Below are 19,605 nucleotides of genomic sequence, written 5' to 3'. Positions count from 1 at the left end.
CGTGAACAAGCCTGTCAGCACAGCTTCCACCGGCTCCGAAAGGTCTTCGCCGGTCGTTTCGCTGCATGACTTGACAGCAGGGTATCCTGCGGCCGTTGCGGCGGGATTGGAGGAGGCGGGATTCTTCCGCACGGTGGCATCGGGCACCAAGGTCTTCTTGAAGCCCAACCTCACGTTCCCGATCTATCGTCCCGGCGTGATGACATCGTACGAATGCCTGAAGGCGGTGACCGAGCTGCTCGCTGCTCGGGGTTATCAGGTGATCATTGGAGAAGCCGACAGCGGTGGATACAACCGTTTTTCCATCGACGAAGTGTTCAAGGGAATGGGCATCGACCAGCTTGCGAAGGAGACCGGCGCGCAGCTCGTAAACGTGAGCTTCACGAAACCGGAATGGATGGAGGTGCAGGCCGGCGGACGCAAACTGCGAGTTCCTGTTCCCGAGTTACTACTACGCGAGATCGGAGCGTTCATCACCTTGCCAGTGCCGAAAGTTCACCTGAACACCGGGGTTTCGATGTCGATCAAGAATCAATGGGGATGCATTCAGGAACCTTCGGAGCGGCTGAAGCTTCACCCTTATTTCGCGGAGGTGATGTACGAACTCAATTCACGATTGCCGCACGCGTATTCCATCATCGACGGGAAGATCGGGTTGAATCGAAGCGGTCCGATGCTTGGCGATCCTGTCGAACTGAACTGGTTGATGGTGTCAAATGATCTGGTTGCTGCGGATCGGGTCTGTTGCCGGCTGATGCAATTGGACGAGGAACGCATTGGATTCCTGCGTTACTTCCGCAAGCGGGGATGGTGGACATCCTTTGAATCGATCCAAGTGCGGCCTGATTGGGAACGTTTTCGAAAGATTCAGTTTTACCTGGAACGCAAGTGGACCGACCTGCCGGGGTTCGTATGTTTCAACAATTCGTTTCTGGCGTGGCTGGGTTACAGATCTCCTCTGGCGGGGTTTGCCCATTGGCTGCTGTACCTCTTTCGCGAGCCGTTCTACGACTACGATAAGGAAAAATCAAAGGTTCGCCTGAAGAAGAACTGAGCCGGCTCAACGGGATTGTGGGGGATTACGCAGCCCGTTTTCCATTTGTTGTCGCCGTTTTCTCAAAGAAGTTCTCCAGATCTCGCGTCATTTCTGCCAGCGAGAATTTCGACCGAATTCTTTCCACGGCCGCGGCGGACATCTGCTGCCTTAGTTCCGGATTCTGCATCAGCTTTTCGATCGCATCGGCCAAAGCCGCCGGGCTGGCAGGGGGCACAAGGAAGCCGGTCTCTCCGTCCACCACCTGGTCCAGGGAACCGCCAATATTCGTCGCGACGACAGGCACTCCCATGGCCATGGATTCCATGACCACAGTGCCAAACGGCTCAGGCTGCGCTGAAGTCAGAGCAAGCATGTCAATCGCTGCGTACGCTGCGCGGCTGTCTTCAAGTTCCCCGGTGAACAGGACCCGATCTGAGACGCCGAGCTGCCGCGCCATTGTTTTCATCTCTTCGAGATGCGGCTCGTTCCCCTGGAATGGGGCGCCGACGATCACCGCTCGGACAAAATAACCGCGGTCCTTCAATACTGCCGTGGCTTGGATCAGCACCTCCTGCCCTTTGCGAACGAGTTTGATTCGTCCGACACAACCCACGACGAAGTCATTGCCGAGTCCGTATGCTGAGCGGAATTCGCGGCGCAACGACTCCTTGGAAACCGTGAATTCTTCAAGCGCCAGGCCGTCGTGCACGATCATCATTCGCCCTCGCGGTTGAAACTGGTCGGCGATCGCATTCGACACCGCAATAACCGTGGCGGAAAAGCGTTTGATGTACCACGAATACACCGGCCAGATGCGATGGAATTCTTGGAACCAGTCACGGATGTGCCAGACATGTGGCACGCGTGCGAGCCAGGCAGCCATTGCTGGGGAAACCATGACACCCGTATTTGTGTGAACCACCGCGATCTTACGCTGGCGAATTAACCGCCACAGGTAGAAAACGGACACCGGATAATTCAGAAAAAACAAAAGCAAACGCCAGGAATGGAATGCCCTTCGCGTGATCACACTTAAACGAGGATGAATGATCACCTCGATCCCCTCTGCTTCAAAAAGCTTCCTCAGGATTCCATCCTCCGGCAGGAGCACCAGCGGCTGAATGCGTTTTCTATCCACATGCCGGAGATACCTTAAGAGGTTCCGGCTGGCGCCATAAATGTCGGCGCTGTTGTTGATGTGCAACACCCGTATCGGGTGATTCCCGTTCAAAGGCGCCTTCCGGGCCGGTAAAGATTGATTATCCGTGGCACAGGGTCGTGGCGTCTCCGCAGCGTTGGCTTGCGGGGAAGTTCTTTCAAGAGTGTCGCTGTGTCGCATAATGAACGTATTGATGGCCGGCCACACCGCCTCGAATTCCAAACCCCACAGGCAATGCGGCACCGGATAGCGGCAGTAATCGGAACACGGCTTATATGGGCATGGGTGTCCCGCTGTCCATTCGGACGCGGGATGCAGCGGCGCGAACAAGTCGGGCAGTTGCGGGCCGAACAGTGTGTAGGTGGGGACACCGCTAAAGGCAGCCAGGTGGCCAGGGCCGGAATCATTTCCAATGAATACAGCGGCTTTGTCGATAATCGCTAGCAACTCACCTACCGTTTCAGCCGTTAGGACATCCTGTTCACCCATGGCCCGCCACGATGAACGCTGGTCCGGATCACACGCCACATGCACCGCGAAGCCTGCACGGCGCAATTGATCCACGGTTTTCCGGAATCGTTCCAGTGGCCACACCCTGACCCGCTGAGCCGCTCCGGAATGCACCAGGACGATGCCTTTTCGCTTTGCCGGGAGCAGGATGTCCTGGCGATCCGGAATTTGAAGGTCGAGCGCTTTGGCGAGCTTGCGCCAGTGTTCGTACCGATGGCTTCCTGCCGTCGGACGGATTAGCGGATTGTTCAGAAACAGCTGACTTCCGGCACGTGGAAATCCGATTCGCCGTCGAACCGCGACCGAAGTGAGGAGCAGATGATCACGAGGATCCCAACGAGCAGATACACCGACATCGAAGTTTTGGCGTGCGAGATTGCGGCGAAGGCGAAGGATTTCGGACCAGGGCCACCGAAACAACTGGTATTTATGTTGGAATGCGGTCCAAGGGGCGACAAACGGGACAACGTTCACGTCTGGCCAGAACCGTTTCTGAAGATCACGCGCATACGGTTTTGCCACCAGAGTAACGGCGTACCGTTCTGATGCCGCTCGAATGAACGGTGTAGAAATAATCAGGTCTCCCAGTCCCCATAGCTCCACGATAATCAGTTTCGGTTTCAAATGTCACATCGAGTGATTTGAGCCGCTACAGACCGATTATCTTTGGAAGGCGGGGCGGGGGTGCACAATCCTTTGGCGGAGAAAACCGGGTTGAACGTCTGCACTTTTCGCCGGCACAAATTGGCGAACGCCATGGTTGATAGCCAAGCTGAGTCCAACCAAACCAACCATGTTGCCGACCTCTTGGTGGAGCGCGCCGTAGACAAAAAGGAACAAAACCACTCGAGTAAGGAACAACGTCAGAAGGAAGGCATTAATAATCCGCAACGAAGGATCACTGCCTTTGAAATTTCGGTAGAGCACTCGCCCCGCTGCCCACATAAACCATAGGAATGCAATTGTTCCCCAAATCCCGAAAGGAAGAAGCATCGAAAGGGGGCCACTGTGATAATCGTGCGCCAGTGCCAGACCCCGCTGACTTGCGTCGAACTCTTTAAATGAGGAACTCTCCATGACGGAATAGTCCTCTCGTTTGATTGAATATCCTTTTCCAAGCCAGAGGTATTGCGGCACCTGCGGCAGAAGAGCCTCCCACATCTCCAGTCGCCATTTGGAACTATGGTCGGCGTCAACCCGCGCTTTTACATCGATTTCCAGCGGGAGAAACGCCAAAGACCGTTGAAACGTGTAGGGCAGCTTCGAAGCGAACGGAATCAGGAGCGTTCCAACGAGCACGATCACCATCGCGACTATAGGGAGCAGCCGGGTTCGGTGAAGGCCTTCGAAGAAAAACTGGAATGTACAGATGATCGCGATCGACAAAATAGTCGTTCGAAATCCGCCCAAAAAACTGACTGTAAGAAATGTGAAAAACAGGGCATACCGCAACCAAGTTCCGTTTAGGAAGATTCCACGTAAGCCATACCGCAGAATCAAAAAGTATAGGAGATACCGTCCGGTCGCAGATATTCCTGCGTACCTAGCTGTCCCTGTCTGCAGGGTTTCTGTAGAGACGTACTGGGTGGGGGAGAAAAACCAGAAAACGAACTCCAGAGGCGCTGGAACGAACGGATACAGGTCACTGATAAAACTGAATACCCCCCCGAGGAAAAACAAACCGACATAAAGCTTCGCCTTTTCCGGTGGGATTCGCCAGGCGGTGAGAGCAAAGTATGACGCAATCGAGGCTAGTAGAAAGACGTACTTCTTACCTCCGTAGACGTCGCCGCCGAACGACCTCAATCCGAACCCGCCGGTGAGCGAAGCTGTAAAGAGCACCACCGCAGCTAAAAAGCAGAGTGGCAGCGTAACCGACCACACGTTGATGAAGCGCATCTCCCTGTTCAGGGTGCGCTCCAAAATAGCAATGCCCAGGGTCAGCGCAGACATGACCAATCCAATCGTGGGTTGTCCTTTGATAAAAGGGATGGACACAGCGAGATTCCAACTCAGCAAAAGCAACGCGTGACGCCATTTGAGGAGGAATGGGATTACCATGAGGCCCAGAATGATGCCGATCGTCGCAAAGGTGGAATAGCTCATCGGGTCGGACAGCCGATACCCGAGAATGATCGCCATGGGCACCACGAGCGCGAACGTGACGAGCGCCTTAAAAATCGGAGAATTGTTCATTTCAACGGAATGCCGCCTTGAGCGGACGATTCAACGGGTCCAACTTTAGCATCCACAAAAACGGCTGCAATCCGATTGTTTTGGCTCGGCAGGGATTAAACCATCTTTAGACTCCACCCATTCATGCATTCAGTTGTATCACGGGATGTCGGTAAACGGCTCAGAATCGCCTGGATTTCAGCATTTCCGGTTGAGTGGTTGTCGGAAGTTCCAAGCGATCTCGCGAACCTGCCACGACAGCACCCACTTTCCTGGATGCGTGTGTTAGAGGGGGAACTTGAGAATTCTGCGGAAGTAGAGCTTCATGTGCTGATCCTTCGAAAGCAATTCCCGCGAAGCATGTCGTTTACGCGGAACGGAGTCCACTTCCACCTGATCAGGACTCCCGGATCTATGCGGGCGCCCTCTCTGTTCTGGATGGACACTCTGTTGATTCGCCGCAAGATGGCCGAAATCTCGCCCGACCTGGTACACGCGTGGGGAACGGAGATGGGCGCATCGGTCGTTGCGCATAGATTGAAGTATCCCTATTTGGTGACAGTCCAAGGCCTACTGACCTGGTACAACGAGGTAACCAGGTTGGACCCGTACCACCGCTTTATGGTTCGATTCGAACGCCGTTATCTCCCGCGCGCGCCACTGGTAACGACGGAGTCGGCCTTTGCAGTCAGGTTTCTAAAGCACAAGTGGCCTGCACTGAATATTCGTCAGGTCGAACACGCACCGGATTGGGTCTTCCATCAAGTCTCGCGGACTCCAGAGAAGGCTACACCGCGGTTCCTTTTTGTCGGAACCGTTAACCACCTGAAAGGGGGAGACTTGTTGTTGAAAGGGCTCGACATTCTCTCGGCAGAGTATCCATTTACCGTAGCAGTCCTTGGAAAGGTTGATAAGGAATCGGAGAAATCCATTTGTTCCCAAATGTCACAAAAACTGCGCGAGCGGATCCAGTTTCGGCATGACCTCGCCCCGTCCGACGTGGCGGCCGAGTTAGCTTGCGCAACGATGATGCTGTTTCCTACCCGAGGAGACACTAGTCCCAATGCCGTGAAAGAAGCGGCGGTTTCAGGATTGCCGGTTGTCGGCAGCCGTGTAGGCGGAATTCCGGACTACATTATCGATGGCGAGAATGGAATCTTATTTGATTCGAACGATCTGCAAGGATTCGTGGCAGCGATCAAGAAAGCGGCTATTCACCCGCTGTTTCGAAACGGTACTGTGGACCCTGCGAGGTTGGCGAAAGTTCGTGACTATCTTTCTCCCAAGCGCATGGCGAAAAGCTTTGTAGCCGCCTATTTTTCAACCGTGAAGAATGGCCATCATGGGTCACACAACATTGAGGCTGATTTCCGGGCCTCAGCATAGAGCGAAACGTTCTTATAGGGTCGTCCGTCCGGCAGAGTGTCGAGGTGATCTGTCACAAAGTCTGGAATTGCAGATTCATTGGCCGAAAGAAACGTGATGTCCCTAAAGCCAACTGACTGCAGCAGGAGCGTCATGCCAAATCGATCATACATCCAGCGATGCTTCTCACCTACCCTGCTGGCATCCACGATAGCATCGCGCAAACGGCCGGGAAACAATCGCTTTACCAGAGCTATATAAACGTAGACCAACTTCGTGAGCATCTTGGGTAGGCTTAAATCTCGAACCCTCTCTGCACGAGTTTTCGGCCTAACGAAAATTAGGGGAGTATTCTCGGTTCGACTTTGCACGTAGGCAATCATCTCCTCATTGTTGCTTTTTGACAGCCGTTCGAAAAAGGCAGCCATCAGACCTGAGGGATGAACCCGCGTAAGTTGATCCAGCAATTCCAACATGATCCACTCATACTGGCTGCGAGCATTAGCGGATGTGGTCGCTTGCTCCAGAATGCGCAGGTATTCTCGACAGGTTTGCTCTAAATCAGGAACAACGACGCGAATAATCCCATTCGGCTTCAAAACGCGGTGCATCTCACGGGCAAGACCCTCGGCAGCATCGCGCGAGAAATGTTCCAGAACATGACTGCTATAGACTACATCGAAGTTGTTGTCCGAAAAAGGCAAACCTGCTAACAGATTCACTCGTTTGACACTCTTGCTCACAGGGTGAAAGTCGACATTCAGCCATCCTTTCGCGAAACGATCACCGCAGCCAACATTCAGTTTCATCATATCACTAGTTCTAGAAAGGCTTTGCAGCGGGCTTTTACCATAATCGCAACAACTCGCCGCAACAATTCCAAAGCGAAGTTCCCGTTGGTACGGCGGCACGTCATGGGAAAACATCTTCAACGGCTCTGCACTCGAAAAAAACCTCCCGTTTGGCCCGGGACTAGGATGTTCGCAAGAGTGAATTGCCCGTCCCCATCAAAAAGATTTGTAGCGATCGGCTGCCATTGGGAAAGGGGAATTTCTAGACTCGTGGTGCATAGAAGGACAAACTCACCCCCAGGCGTACCGTGAGTTCCAGTGATTGTCAGGGCATCCCCATGATACTTCGAATGTATGCGCGGGACACCGTCCACGTGCACGCGCAAGAATGTTTCATAATGCTGTGCATGCCACGCCAATGAACCCGCATGCGGTAAATAAACGCGCTCGAACTCTCCGGTTCGACCTGGAAAAGAAACGAGGTCGAATGAGTTGCCCGGGCTTGCTACAAGCTCATCCATAACTGTCAGTATGACGGTCCCCGCTAAATGCACGGCGCGCTCCAGCACAAGACGTCCATAATCGGCCTGACTACTGACACTCAACCTCACCTCACTAGTCTCGCTGAATGTGACGTCTGCTAGGGTAAGGATTCCTGAGCGAACCGAAAGAGATCCGTAATTGTAGAATTCCTTCACATCTATTCGGGTGGTCGCGATCGGGTTCGTCTTCTCAAAAGTTCCGCGATTAATCAATCGCGCGCTGTTCTGCGGATCCAGGATTCCCCCGTTCCCATGAAATCGGATCCGGCCACTATCAGCATTCGCCAGCACTCCTCGGTTCTGCGAATCTCCACCAAGAATCTGTACGGACCCATTTGTTAAACAAATGGTTCCCTCGTTGGTGAGAGCTCCATGCAAATAAATACCTCCGGAATCAACAAACAGATTTCCGCCCTCATTCAACCTCGCATTCGAACTCGCAAGAATTCTTAATCCATTCACATGTGAAGTCGCACCCCGCTGTATAGTCCATGAAGCACCGATTCCAGTTCCAATGGCTTCAAAAGCTCCGCCTGTACTGATTTCAAGGTTACCAGTAATTTGGCCGTTCGTGCTTGATAGGCGTCCCGTCACCGGCAGATTGTTAGTCAGATCAATTCCATGAAGCGCCAAATTGGAGATGGTCCCACCTTGAAAATTCGGACCTAGAGTGAGATAGCCGCCAATCAGTTCCAATCTGCTTACTTCATCATTCAATAACATCAAGTCACCCGAAACAAACTTATGGCGTCCGCTTCCAGCCAGTCGAAGAGCGGCATCCGGAATCAGCGGTGCAAATGAATTCCCCCCGCAATACTGAATCTCAGCTTGCTCAATTGCTTCATAAACGCCCGCAAAGCCACTTTCGTTCAAATTATCGAACTGCAGATAGCCATCGATTGATTCGTTGCGAACTTCCCCGTATCGATTATCGAATCTCGGAACAATGACCCGAGCTACACTCGCAGGAAACGCATTAAGTTTCGTGGGGATATTTGTTCCGCCCGGTTCACCATTGAAATCAACAAGCGCAAAACGAAGGGAGGCAATGGATGGATCCGAGTACCCCCCTTCGTAATACCACGAAACCAAGTACATACCGTCGTCGTTAAGCGGAACCATTTGAGGATACCCGCCAGCTGCGAACTCGGCGCTATGACCGATCTTACCAATGGTTCCTATGGAGATTCGGTTTTCATACAGAGCCGCAAAATTGTGAAACGTTTCACTTACGAGCGCCTGACTGACGTAAAGTTCACAATCGGTTCGGTTTCCCCAGGCAATCGCTATTCGTGGTCCACTAGAACTGCTGAACACTCCCAAGCAGGCGGGATCATTGAGGATGGGCGCCGAGTTATCCAGCCATTTCCCGCCTGCAAACCAGGTCTCACCTGCATTTGTGCTCCAATATGAGAACATCTTGGGAAAGCGAATTTGATTTGTGGACCAAATCTCCGATCGAGTAACGCATAGGATCAAATCTTTTGTGATCGGCACTATAGCAGGCTCAGAGATGAGGCCAGCGAACGCTATCCTATACCCAGTCCAGGTCATGCCCCCGTCGATGGACTTGAGGCAATGAGGCGCATACCAGTTGTTTGCAGCCCGCGCATAATACGGCGCGAACAAAACTCCGTTGTTTTCTGTAATATTACCAAACGGTGTCCATGCGACATATTGGCCGAACGGCGATGAAGGAAGATCGTTTGTGCTTATCTGTCCGAGCGTCACCCACGAGGCGCCGCTGTCGTCTGAAGCAAATGAGAGCGATGGGAGAAATTCCACACCGGGTTCAACTCGAATGGGTTGGCACAGCAGCAACAATCGACCAGAACCGGTTATACCCAGGGTCGGATTCCACAACTGCACCCCGCTGAAATCGAACGGAAGTTTTCGCGGATCTGCCCAGGTCAATCCGGCGTTAGTACTCGTAGAAAAGAACAAACAGGAGTTGGTCGTGAAATGGTTTCCGGTCATCCCCTGAAAAACCATGTATATCGTTTGTCGGTTTGATGAGACAGCAAGAGTCGGATAAGAGTCGAATGGAAACTGCTGGGGTAAGTTGGTCTGCGACGATACCGACACGGATGTCACCAAACCTTCGTTCTGAAAAAATCCGTTCCCGGAATCACCAGATGAAATCGACGATTGGCCGCAAAGTCGAACCAAGCCCTTCTCCATGTTTCTGATGCCACCCTGATTAAAAATAGAGATGGTTGAGTTTGTTACGTTTAAGACGCCGGCATTCGTCAGCGGCCCATGAAGGTGCAGTTTTCCGAAATCGACGTTGGCGCTAGACTCCTTCTCGAGCGTCAAGGATGCATTCTCAGGGAGTGTCAGGTATCGTGTCTTTAGCAAACCTCCCGCTTCGACCCGCACCGTGCTGTCGATCGTGCAACTGATCGCATCGAGAATCCCGAAGTTTTTCACCACAACCTCGGTTGCGCGGAGAGAGTAGTTTGAGATCGAAAGCACCACTGGACTGGTGCCCTGAAGACCAGTTCCAATGATGAGTTTCGAAACCGCTACATCCGCTGTAAGTGACACAGTCAATGGATTTGAACCCGAAATGAAGACTGAGTCATTGGTATGAGGAACCTGATTCGGATTCCAATTCGAAGGTTGCGCCCACTCACCACCAGTCGTATTTGTCCACTCAATTGATTGTCCCTGGCCAAACGCCGGATAACCCAATACCATAATACCGGTTACTATTGACAAAGAACGGCCTGAAGCGGTCCTGGCACAACCAATCAGTAGGAGCCACGCGCCAATTACAATTCGTTCGGGCATTTTCAGGCGAAATCCTCCATCAATCGTCTTTATTTGACTCATTGCTTTTTCAGGCGCTTACAATAGGTAGTGGCTGTATGCAAATGATTTTAACGCATTCCACGTTCCTGTTTGATTCCCCTCATCAAATAGAACAAAACGTAGGCGTTGGTAAGAACGCATAAAATGATCGTGACGATCGTTCGGATCGTTGCGACCAATTCCAGCGACAAATCGCTTTTAGGGATCATGAACCCGACGGCAAAAAACACAACAAGAGCACCGCTGACCAGCGAACCATACACCCAGTTGTGACCTGTAACATTGAATACAAACGAGGTGCCGCAATAGCAGAATGCCACCGATGCGACGCAGGCAATCTGCCCCGCTCGTATTCCATCCGAGTAATCAGGCAGAAGCCAGGATACGAGGCTTGGGAGGGCAAAGTAGATTGTCGTCGCAAGGGGCAAAACTGTGACGGTCACGAGGACTACCAGGCGTTTCGCTGGAGCTACGAGAACTGACCACTGGGGGGATTTTCCGAAAGCATGGTTTGCCTTTGAGTAGGTTGCCACCGCCAGGGGCGTGTAGACGCTTTGAATTGCGACAATCGCGATGCCCGCCAAAGCGTAATGACCCACGGCTTCTAATCCCAGGACCTTCGCTACGAGGGTTCTATCTGCAACTGAAAACACCTGGTAGGCGTACCCGATTGCTAATATTGGAAACCCCCGCTTGATCAGGTCGAAGAGGATTCGCCAGTCCCAGTGCCACGTTCGCGCGGATCGGGTCGCAGAGGAGTAAATTATCCACGGGACTGCTGCGAGAACGACAAGCCGAACCGCCTGCCCTGAAGCACCAAACTGCCAGACCAAAGAAAGCAGGCCAAGCGTCACAATCGCTAAAGAGAACTGGGCTTTGGCGGCTAACAAAAACAAATGGCGACCTGTGACAATGGCGTTCTGTATCGCACCAACCTGGGATAATGCAGCAACCGGAATAACGGACAAAGCTGCAACGAACAAGACAGTGTCCGACGTCGTCTGCTTAAACCAAATTGCTTGTCCGGTTGCCACCGCAGCAGCAACTACACCCATGACCCGGGACACTGAATATCCATTGCGAGCGAATAAATCGGCTGAAGCTTCATCCCCCTTGCCAAGGAGGAATGGATACTGCCGGTTGAACCCATTGACGACGCCAAAGGGAAGAAACCCTAAGTAGGTTACGAGCAGCATTGCTGTTTGAAACGCGCCCATCTCCTGTGGAGCTAGAAGCTTCGCACAAACAAGCGCGCCCGCGAGCGCACACGCGGAAACCGTTACGTTAGAGATGGCAAATAAAACAGTTGGACTTGGTCCTCGCCACTGTGATCGTAGTTTCCAGAGCATGTCGATTCAGCTCCTGGCGAGCCACCGACAAGGGTCGAGCAGCCGGAACAACGGATTTCTGCCTTTCGTGTACAGCGCGTCCGCCTCAGCGAATACATTCCGGAGCTCTGATCCCGTCTTGATTTCGCTGATACCCCAATAGCGATCTGCGACTTCCAGTTGTGATTGTGTCGGTGGATCAGCCCAGCTGGAGAATGCCTTCTTGGTTTCCACAACATCCGGCATGCCTGAACGATCCGGCGCGTCCCGCTTGCAGATATCCGTATGTTGAGCTTGGCGCCTCACGTTGTGCGAAAAGAGATGGTGACCTTTGCCCAGGAAGACACAATAGCCCAGATGCGTACCCAGTTCGTTCGATGTCGTGAACGCAGCACATTCGATAAGGCTTTTAAGCCGGGGGAGGAAAAGTGGATCGAATATGTGTCCTGCGGTCACGCATTCGAAACCGTGTTGAGCGAACTTTTCTCCCCAGCCTTTTAGAACGTCCTTCCAGTAGAGACAAATGCGTACTGAATCGAAGCTCGCAGCAAGGCCAGCGATGTGTTGGCAGTACTCGTCAATATCAAAAACGCTATCCACGTAATGCGTCGAATGAGCAGGGAACACCAGCAAGTTTCTACCCAAGCGCAGTTTTTCAGAACGTAGCGATTCTGCGGAAAGAAGATGCGGCGCGTATGCAATCATCGGGCCCACAGCAAACAAGCGCTTTTCCGTTTTGGCTTTCAAATACGGGAACCGAGTCCGGGAATAAGTGAGGATTGACGGCAGACACGATTTGATGTCTTCATCCCAAACAAAGCCTCCGAAGAAAAGTCCGTGTTCAACCACCGCCTTCAATGTTGTGCCGTTTGAAATTCCGGCATAGTGCTTGAACACGGTTGCATGCCCATAGAAGTCATTCTGCGCGTGAATTTCCCGGGTCCGAAGCGACCGGTCTCGAGCGAGATCTTTCAACTCGTCCATGGACATTTTAAGGCTTGTATGCTCGCCATACTTAAACTCCGCCTCGGTCGGAAAACCGGCGATTGCATTTCCAACGAAATTCTTTGCGAGTATCGGAAGGTTCATTGGCGTGTCCGATGGGCCTAATTAATATCTTTCCACCTCAGCGGCTCTCCCCGTCGGAGTGCATAACGGGTTTTCCTGCCAAGCAAAGCACCAAAATATTTTGGAGCAAGCCCGTGAGACGGCCGAACGATCCTTATGTTTTCGGGCGTGAGTTCGGCGTTGGCAGCGACGTCTTTTACTACAAACACTGAGCGGCGAAAAATCCGAGTGGCCCGTTCCTTTTCGGTAACCTCATAGGTGACAGAGCCGAGCGATCTTTCCGCAGTTCTCACATCGTCTACCATCGCCTTGAACTCTGTTGGTTCCATGGAAAATGCGCTGTCAGGCCCCGGCACCGACCGCGTCTTCGTGAAGTGCTTTTCAATGATGCATGCACCAAGGCAAACCGAAGCTACGGCAACCGCGCTTCCCATGGTGTGATCACTTAGCCCAGCGGGAACCCCGAATGCATCAGCCATGTGCGGAATCCGACGGAGATTCGCTTCCTCAGGGGGCGCCGGATAGGCGCTGGTGCACTTTAGCAGCGCGAGGTCGCGACATCCCGCTCGCTGTGCAGCTTCGACAGCCTCGGCGATTTCAGTCAAACTCGCCATGCCGGTCGACAGAATAAGTGGTTTCCCGGTCCTGGCAGCGCGCTCAATCAGCGGCAAATGTACAAGTTCAAAAGAAGCAATTTTGTAAGCAGGAGCTTCAAGTTGTTCAAGAAGATCCACTGCCGTCTCATCAAATGGCGACGAGAACAATGTCACACCTACTTTTTTGGCGTGCGCGAACATTTCTGCATGCCAGTCCCAAGGGGTGTATGCTTCGGCGTAAAGCTTATAAAGGTTCTTTCCGGCCCAGAGCGTGCCTTCACCGAGTTGGAAGTACTTGTTATCGCAATTTAGCGTGATCGTGTCTGGAGTGTACGTTTGGATCTTAACCGCGTCTGCACCGCATTCTTTTGCAAGCGAGATCAGATCGAGAGCCTCGCTGAGGGATTGGTTGTGATTAGCCGAAATCTCGGCAATCAGATACGTTGGCTTTCCTGGTCCAATTTCGCGATGGTCGATTACGATCGTCTTCATGGCTTCATTTGGTCACGTGGTTGAAAGAACGCAACAGTCGGCCGTACTGCGGATGGCAATAGCTTTAAATCCCACGGACTGAAAAAGTTTCAACGAAGCTTCGTTCGATGGCCTCACGCGGGCTACAATGCGCCCGGTCCGAACACCGCTGCCGGGGAGCGCCTGAGTCAACGATCGCGCAAAATCGTTTACTGCAAGCGAAACCAGTCGCTTTCCCACCCCCTGCCCACGTCGTTCTGGCGACACCGCAACTCCGATTTCCCATTCATCAGGGCTCCGCCGGTGAAATCGAATGTAGCCGAGCGGCACGTCCTTGATGTCCGAGCCAATCCAAAGGCGGGAGTCTGGCGATTCGCGATGCCGGTCAAACCAGAGTTGGTGATCTTCCCAGGATATCGGGTTTGGATGGAAACCGTTTGCTCTTACCAGCGGGTCGTTAGCCCAGTTAAACCAGAGTTCTGAATCGCTTGCGCGCGCCGGTCGCAGCCACGTATTCGTTTCGTCGAGCACTGCGGCAACTCGCATCGCTCCATAGGCGTCGATAGCTATTTCATCAGGAACATCAATTCGTTTCCCACAGTTGTTCAGCCAATCTTTAAGAATGTGGGCTATCGATTCAGGCTTCAGATCCTCGTGCCATCCCAAGTCCACTGCGAGTCGGTGCTTAACTAATCCTGCGATCACCGGCCGTTGATTATCGGCCAGGCAGATTACGGCTGCAGGCAACTGATAAAATAGCCATTCCCAGCATGTACTTCCGCCTGCGCTGATGACACAGTCCGACCTTTCATAAGCTGCCGGCATATCCAAAACATCATGAAGGACGTCAATGTGGTGTCGCGATACCTTTGCCATTGCGCGCAGGGACTCAATGTGGGGGTTGGCAGTGCCCGCCAAGAGTTTCACTGTTATTCGGTCTGCTGGAATCAGCTCGAGCCCAGCCACCACTCGGCCCGCGATATTGTCGATATCCACACCTCCCAAGGTGACCAGCAGGTGATTGCGTCGCCCCCTCTCTTGTGCGCTCGCGGGTCTCGCATTTGAAAGGCGCTCGGCCGCGAGTCGAAATTCACGACGTAAAAGAGCAAACCGGGTGCCCAAAAGAAAACGACATTCAGTCCTTTCAGAAGCGTACCTGCGCTCCGGCGCAAATATATTCTGATTCAAAACAGCGTCGGCTGCCCAAACTTCGCAATGGCCATAATCGTCGACTGCTAGAACAGAAAGACCGCTGCTTCGCAAGCTGCTCTGGAAATCACGGCGGAAATGGTATCCGTCCAACACCACCCATTTAGCCCCCAAGGAATGCGCCAAATCCCGTGATTGTTGAAGGTCCTCTGGAGAACCCCCTTTTGTGTTCAAAAGAAGGCGCTCAAACATGAGACCTTCCTGGCGGACCCTGGCGGCCAAAGACTCGGGACATGACGAACTCGCAATAGTGACCCGATTCCCGCGATCAGACACAGCCTGACCAAGCGCGATCATCCGCATGATATGCCCACTGCCCAATGCACCGCCACCGTCAGCCCTGATAAGGAGATGATCCGGCATTGTTAAACTGCACTCCGATTCTTGAGGGCCTCAAACATTCTTTCGGCCGTTTCCCAATCTTCCATTGTGTCGATGTCCTGAACGAGATAACGCGGCAGGATTACGGGGTAAGCTCTAGTCGAAAAAATGCCCGACTTGGCGAAAGATTCCGGTTTACCCCAGTAGAATTGGCCGGCGTCGTGCCATGCTTCGGGCAAGTCCTGCGATCGCGTCAACTGGTGTTCCGGCCAAAACATCGACACTGTCCCATCTGGATTGCATTTGAGAGAACGAAAGATTGGAAAGGAATAGGAAGTTACGCTAAATGCGAACTCAGCATCCGGACGGCTGCGCATGACGTTTAAGCCACTGTTTAAAAATTCAGGTTTTAAAAACGGTGCCGTGGCATAAATACAACATGCGAGCGCAATCTTGCTGCGATTTTGCTCAAACCAGCGGATCGCGTGATCAATCACGGGCAGCGTTGCAGCGTGGTCGTTAGCCAAATCAGCAGGACGTCGAAACGGCGCTTCTGCACCATTGGCCGTCGCCACGGAAGCGATTTCTTCGTCATCCGTGGAAACAATCACAGCATCGAACACACCAGCCTCCTTTGCAGCGGCGATCGCCCACGAGATCATGGGCTTTCCACAAAACGGTTTTACATTCTTTCTCGGAATACGCTTACTGCCGCCTCGGGCTGGAATAAACGCGACATTCATATACTACTTTCCGACCAAATGACGGACGGCTTCAACAACGTGGCCTATATCCATGTCAGTCAACGCAGGAAATAGCGGCAGGCTCAACGCCCGCGAATAAAATGCTTCGGCGATCGGGCATTTACCACCCACGTAACCGTACATCCTTCGATACCACGGCTGCAAATGCACGGGGATGTAAAGAACCTGCGACCCTACTCCCCGGTTCCGCAGCTCTGTCATCACGGCTGTCCTGCTCTTGCCGAGAGAATCGTAATCCATCTGCACGGTGTAAACGTGCCACGACGCGAGGTCTGCATCAGACAAGTTTTTCGACCGGGGCACTTGCAACCACTGGAGATCCTTCAGCTCTTCATTGTATCTCCGGACGATAGCCCTGCGGCGCTGGAGGAACGCGTTCAGCCGGTGCAACTGCGACAACCCCAATGCACATTGGATATCCGTTAAACGATAGTTGAAACCGAGATCCTGCATCTCGTAATACCACGGACCGCGTTCATCGAAAACCCCGGCATCACTTGCGTCCGCCAGACCTTGAAACCGAGACGGGTCGCGCACTATCCCATGAGCGCGAAGTTGTCTCGCCTTCGCCGCCCATTCTGCTTTGTCCGTCACAAGCATTCCCCCTTCTCCGGTCGTCATCGTCTTCACCGGGTGAAAACTGAACACGGTCATGTCGGCCCATGGATGGCCTCCAATCCTCCAGGTCTTATCGTCGTGCCGAAAGGCTCCACCCATTGCGTGGCAGGCATCCTCAATGACGAGCGCACCACGCTTGCGCGCTATCTCCGCAATCGCCGGCATTTCGCACGCCTGCCCCGCATAATCCACAGCAACAACCGCCGTTACGTCAGGTTGCCACGCCCGTTCCAGCGCGGCCGGGTCCAGGTTGTAACTGACTGGATCAATGTCTGCGAAGTCCGGCGTAGCACCGACGTACGCCGCGCAATTTGCGGAGGCAAGGAATGTGTTGGGCGAAGTCATCACGCGATGCCCCCGCCCGATTCCCGCCGCCAACATTGCGAGGTGCAGAGCGGCGGTCGCACTGTTCACGGCAACCGCGTGCCGTGCGCCGACTCTCTCGGCGAAGCGTGCTTCGAATTCCTCAACCTTTGGGCCGCACGTCAGGAAGTCGGAACGCAGGACATCGCAAACTGCCTGGATATCCTCTTCGTCGATGCTTTGGCGGCCGTACGGGAGCATGAGTCGCGCTTCGCTGACCGGAATCACGGTGCAAATCCTGGATCCACGTGAGTGCGGATCAAATCGCGGAGCTGTTCGACGGTCAGCCATTCAGAATTCTTTCCGCTGCTGTAGGCAAATCCATACTCGCGCGTCCTTCCGTTGAATACCTTGCAGTATTCTGACACATCCCAAGTACGGGTTGAAGGGAGGATAACGAAGTGCCGTGGCAATTCGATGGTGTTCAGGCCGTCCGTCTCCGTGATCATCTCCTCATGCAACTTCTCGCCAGGACGAATGCCGGTAACGATCCGTTTGCAGTTGGGCGCGACCGCTTCAGCAACATCGGTGATGCGATAGCTTGGAATCTTCGGAACAAAAAGCTCGCCGCCCCACATGTCACGCAGCGCGGTGAACACCAACTCAACCCCTTCCTCGAGGGAAATATTGAAACGCGTCATCCGTTCATCCGTGATCGGCAGCACGCCCGTCTTGCGCTGTTCGAGAAAGAAGGGAATGACGCTGCCACGGCTGCCCATGACATTCCCGTATCGAACGACCGACAATTTCAGCTCGCGATGACCTTTATAGTTGTTCGCTGCAATGAAGAGTTTGTCCGAGCAGAGTTTCGTGGCGCCATAGAGGTTGATCGGCGCCGCCGCTTTGTCAGTGCTGAGCGCCACCACGCGTTTGACACCACTGTCCATCGCAGCATCGATGATGTTCTGCGCTCCGAGAACGTTTGTTTTGATCGCCTCAAAGGGATTGTACTCCGCTGCGGGGACCTGCTTCAGCGCTGCAGCGTGAATCACGGTATCGATGCCTTCCATCGCGCGCTTCAGGCGTTCCTTGTCCCGCACATCGCCAATGAAAAAGCGAATAGTGGGGAACTTCTTGTCGGGATAGTGCTGCGCCATCTCGAACTGCTTCAATTCGTCCCGGGAGAACACGACCACTCGCGCAACGTTCGGAAATCGCTTGTAGATAGTTTCAATGAACTGTTTACCAAACGAACCAGTCCCGCCGGTCACCAGGATTTGGCAACCATTCAGGTCAAGAACTCCGTCCTGTTTTGAGCGTGCATCGGGCGATGGCATAGTTCGGACGGAGCATAGAGGATGAACCCCTAAAATCAAGGCACGTCTAAACTCGGGACCTCGGCGGTCATTGAAGCGATTCCCATTTAATCGCAGTGGACGCCGCACCGGCATTGACCTCGTGAAGACCGCGTGGTACGAGATGCAGCGAGCTCCGTCTCAATCTAATTTGGGCCGTTCGTTCTGTAAGGTTCACGCCTTTGCTGCGCGTCGCCGGTCAACAAATGAAGACAATTTTGAAGCAGTCCGTCCTGAAGAGTGTTTGGCCACAGCTTAGAATGCTGAAGCACGCATCGATCGGTTCGCTCAGGAACTTGTGTGAGCGATGTGGCTTTATTGTATCGCGGACTAGCGACTATTATTCGCCCATACCGAGCGAGCGCGCCCTGCGGAAGCAGTATTCGCGCTGGGCTAAGCCCAGCGCATTACGCGGCGTCACGTACGACCTGGAGGCTCTTAAATCGCGCGTTCAGCACTTCCGCAAACTCTACTACGATGACTTCGCCGCCTTGCCCTCGTACCGAGATCTCCAGGAGATCGGGTTTGGGCCGGGCTATACCAACGTCGACGCATTCACTCTCTACTCGTACATCCGAGACCTGAAACCTGCTCGATACCTGGAGGTCGGCAGCGGGCTTTCAACCTACTACTGTCACCTGGCGAGACAACGCAATAGGAAAGACGGATGCGATACAACAATTACGTGCATTGAGCCATACCCGTTCGCCAAATTACGCGAAATTGAAAATATGGAGCTGATCCAGGCGGAGGTGCAGGACGTTCCTCTTGCTACATTCCAAACCCTCAAAGCCGGCGACGTATTGTTTATCGATTCGTCGCATATTGTTCGACTCGACGGAGATGTTCCCTACTTGTTCCTGGAAATCCTCCCCGCAATTGCGCCTGGTGTTCATATTCATATTCACGACATCGCGTTCCCATACAACATTCCATATCCGGCCAACTATTGGACCCTTGTTGATCATCCGACGGCGCCCCATTGGCCGATGTATTGGACTGAAGCAATGCTGTTGCAGGCCTTTCTGGCCTTCAATCCTTCATTTGAAGTCACATTTTCGTGCCCCATGATCCGGCATTTCGATGAGGACTTCCTCAGGAAAACTCTCCCAATCTACAAACCTGTGAAAGAGGAACAGAATACGTTCAGCTCCATCTGGTTGAGGCGCATTCATTGACT

Annotated in this window: 14 protein-coding genes; 3 read left to right on the top strand and 11 right to left on the bottom strand. The window is 53.2% G+C overall.

All coding sequences use genetic code 11. The features are described 5' to 3' along the window. Position 1: 1 nt before the first annotated feature. Complete coding sequence (locus tag VEH04_12845) at positions 2 to 1,054, top strand: DUF362 domain-containing protein (GenBank protein ID HYG23664.1); 1,053 nt, start codon at positions 2 to 4, stop codon at positions 1,052 to 1,054. A gap of 25 nt (positions 1,055 to 1,079) precedes the next feature. On the opposite strand, the gene VEH04_12840 is transcribed toward VEH04_12845, so the two are convergent. Together VEH04_12840 and VEH04_12835 are read right to left on the bottom strand one after the other, a co-directional pair. Next, complete coding sequence (locus tag VEH04_12840) at positions 1,080 to 3,329, bottom strand: glycosyltransferase (GenBank protein HYG23663.1); 2,250 nt, start codon at positions 3,327 to 3,329, stop codon at positions 1,080 to 1,082. A gap of 36 nt (positions 3,330 to 3,365) precedes the next feature. After that, the gene (locus VEH04_12835; protein ID HYG23662.1) at positions 3,366 to 4,901 is read right to left on the bottom strand and encodes an O-antigen ligase family protein; all 1,536 of its coding nucleotides are present in this window, start codon (positions 4,899 to 4,901) and stop codon (positions 3,366 to 3,368) included. Positions 4,902 to 5,024: 123 nt separating this feature from the next. On the opposite strand from VEH04_12835, the gene VEH04_12830 reads away from it, so the two are divergent. After that, a complete protein-coding gene (locus VEH04_12830; GenBank protein HYG23661.1) occupies positions 5,025 to 6,266 on the top strand; it encodes a glycosyltransferase family 4 protein in 1,242 nt (413 codons plus the stop codon). On the opposite strand, the gene VEH04_12825 is transcribed toward VEH04_12830, so the two are convergent. The 9 genes from VEH04_12825 to pseB form a co-directional block, all read right to left on the bottom strand. Next, the gene (locus tag VEH04_12825; protein HYG23660.1) at positions 6,221 to 7,057 is read right to left on the bottom strand and encodes a methyltransferase domain-containing protein; all 837 of its coding nucleotides are present in this window, start codon (positions 7,055 to 7,057) and stop codon (positions 6,221 to 6,223) included. The two genes, VEH04_12830 and VEH04_12825, sit on opposite strands and share 46 nt — an antisense overlap. A 116-nt stretch (positions 7,058 to 7,173) precedes the next feature. Then, the gene (locus VEH04_12820; GenBank protein ID HYG23659.1) at positions 7,174 to 10,413 is read right to left on the bottom strand and encodes a sialidase family protein; all 3,240 of its coding nucleotides are present in this window, start codon (positions 10,411 to 10,413) and stop codon (positions 7,174 to 7,176) included. Positions 10,414 to 10,460: 47 nt separating this feature from the next. After that, a complete protein-coding gene (locus tag VEH04_12815; GenBank protein ID HYG23658.1) occupies positions 10,461 to 11,741 on the bottom strand; it encodes an oligosaccharide flippase family protein in 1,281 nt (426 codons plus the stop codon). A gap of 6 nt (positions 11,742 to 11,747) precedes the next feature. Beyond that, positions 11,748 to 12,704: a hypothetical protein gene (locus tag VEH04_12810; GenBank protein HYG23657.1), complete on the bottom strand. Its 957-nt coding sequence runs from the start codon at positions 12,702 to 12,704 to the stop codon at positions 11,748 to 11,750. 122 nt (positions 12,705 to 12,826) lie between these two features. Beyond that, positions 12,827 to 13,876 (bottom strand): pseudaminic acid synthase, encoded by a 1,050-nt coding sequence (gene pseI, locus VEH04_12805; GenBank protein ID HYG23656.1) that lies wholly within the window; start codon positions 13,874 to 13,876, stop codon positions 12,827 to 12,829. A gap of 12 nt (positions 13,877 to 13,888) precedes the next feature. Continuing rightward, positions 13,889 to 15,427 carry a UDP-2,4-diacetamido-2,4,6-trideoxy-beta-L-altropyranose hydrolase gene (gene pseG, locus VEH04_12800; protein HYG23655.1) on the bottom strand — a complete coding sequence of 513 codons (1,539 nt, stop codon included), beginning with the start codon at positions 15,425 to 15,427 and terminating at the stop codon, positions 13,889 to 13,891. A gap of 2 nt (positions 15,428 to 15,429) precedes the next feature. Next, positions 15,430 to 16,128 carry a pseudaminic acid cytidylyltransferase gene (gene pseF, locus VEH04_12795; protein HYG23654.1) on the bottom strand — a complete coding sequence of 233 codons (699 nt, stop codon included), beginning with the start codon at positions 16,126 to 16,128 and terminating at the stop codon, positions 15,430 to 15,432. Between the two features lie 3 nt (positions 16,129 to 16,131). Then, positions 16,132 to 17,358 (bottom strand): UDP-4-amino-4,6-dideoxy-N-acetyl-beta-L-altrosamine transaminase, encoded by a 1,227-nt coding sequence (gene pseC, locus VEH04_12790; GenBank protein ID HYG23653.1) that lies wholly within the window; start codon positions 17,356 to 17,358, stop codon positions 16,132 to 16,134. Then, positions 17,355 to 18,407: a UDP-N-acetylglucosamine 4,6-dehydratase (inverting) gene (pseB, locus tag VEH04_12785; GenBank protein ID HYG23652.1), complete on the bottom strand. Its 1,053-nt coding sequence runs from the start codon at positions 18,405 to 18,407 to the stop codon at positions 17,355 to 17,357. The genes pseC and pseB overlap by 4 nt, the downstream gene beginning before the upstream one ends. Before the next feature lie 224 nt (positions 18,408 to 18,631). Here pseB and VEH04_12780 point away from each other — a divergent pair, with 224 nt between their 5' ends. Further along, positions 18,632 to 19,603 carry a class I SAM-dependent methyltransferase gene (locus VEH04_12780; protein HYG23651.1) on the top strand — a complete coding sequence of 324 codons (972 nt, stop codon included), beginning with the start codon at positions 18,632 to 18,634 and terminating at the stop codon, positions 19,601 to 19,603. The last annotated feature ends 2 nt before the right edge of the window (positions 19,604 to 19,605 follow it).

It is taken from the genome of Verrucomicrobiia bacterium, from assembly GCA_035629175.1.
Classification (GTDB): Bacteria; Verrucomicrobiota; Verrucomicrobiia; order Limisphaerales; family DASXHY01; genus DASXHY01.
Note: the sequence above shows the minus strand (reverse complement) of the source record. Positions and strands in the feature narration are given on the sequence as shown.

Excerpts from the sequence above, each read along its gene's own strand:
- pseI (HYG23656.1), bottom strand. The coding sequence starts at position 13,876 with ATGAAGACGATCGTAATCGACCATCGCGAAATTGGACCAGGAAAGCCA.
- VEH04_12825 (HYG23660.1), bottom strand. The coding sequence starts at position 7,057 with ATGATGAAACTGAATGTTGGCTGCGGTGATCGTTTCGCGAAAGGATGG.
- pseG (HYG23655.1), bottom strand. The coding sequence starts at position 15,427 with ATGCCGGATCATCTCCTTATCAGGGCTGACGGTGGCGGTGCATTGGGC.
- pseF (HYG23654.1), bottom strand. The coding sequence starts at position 16,128 with ATGAATGTCGCGTTTATTCCAGCCCGAGGCGGCAGTAAGCGTATTCCG.
- VEH04_12835 (HYG23662.1), bottom strand. The coding sequence starts at position 4,901 with ATGAACAATTCTCCGATTTTTAAGGCGCTCGTCACGTTCGCGCTCGTG.
- VEH04_12815 (HYG23658.1), bottom strand. The coding sequence starts at position 11,741 with ATGCTCTGGAAACTACGATCACAGTGGCGAGGACCAAGTCCAACTGTT.
- VEH04_12830 (HYG23661.1), top strand. The coding sequence starts at position 5,025 with ATGCATTCAGTTGTATCACGGGATGTCGGTAAACGGCTCAGAATCGCC.
- pseB (HYG23652.1), bottom strand. The coding sequence starts at position 18,407 with ATGCCATCGCCCGATGCACGCTCAAAACAGGACGGAGTTCTTGACCTG.
- VEH04_12810 (HYG23657.1), bottom strand. The coding sequence starts at position 12,704 with ATGGACGAGTTGAAAGATCTCGCTCGAGACCGGTCGCTTCGGACCCGG.
- VEH04_12820 (HYG23659.1), bottom strand. The coding sequence starts at position 10,413 with ATGAGTCAAATAAAGACGATTGATGGAGGATTTCGCCTGAAAATGCCC.
- VEH04_12780 (HYG23651.1), top strand. The coding sequence starts at position 18,632 with ATGAAGACAATTTTGAAGCAGTCCGTCCTGAAGAGTGTTTGGCCACAG.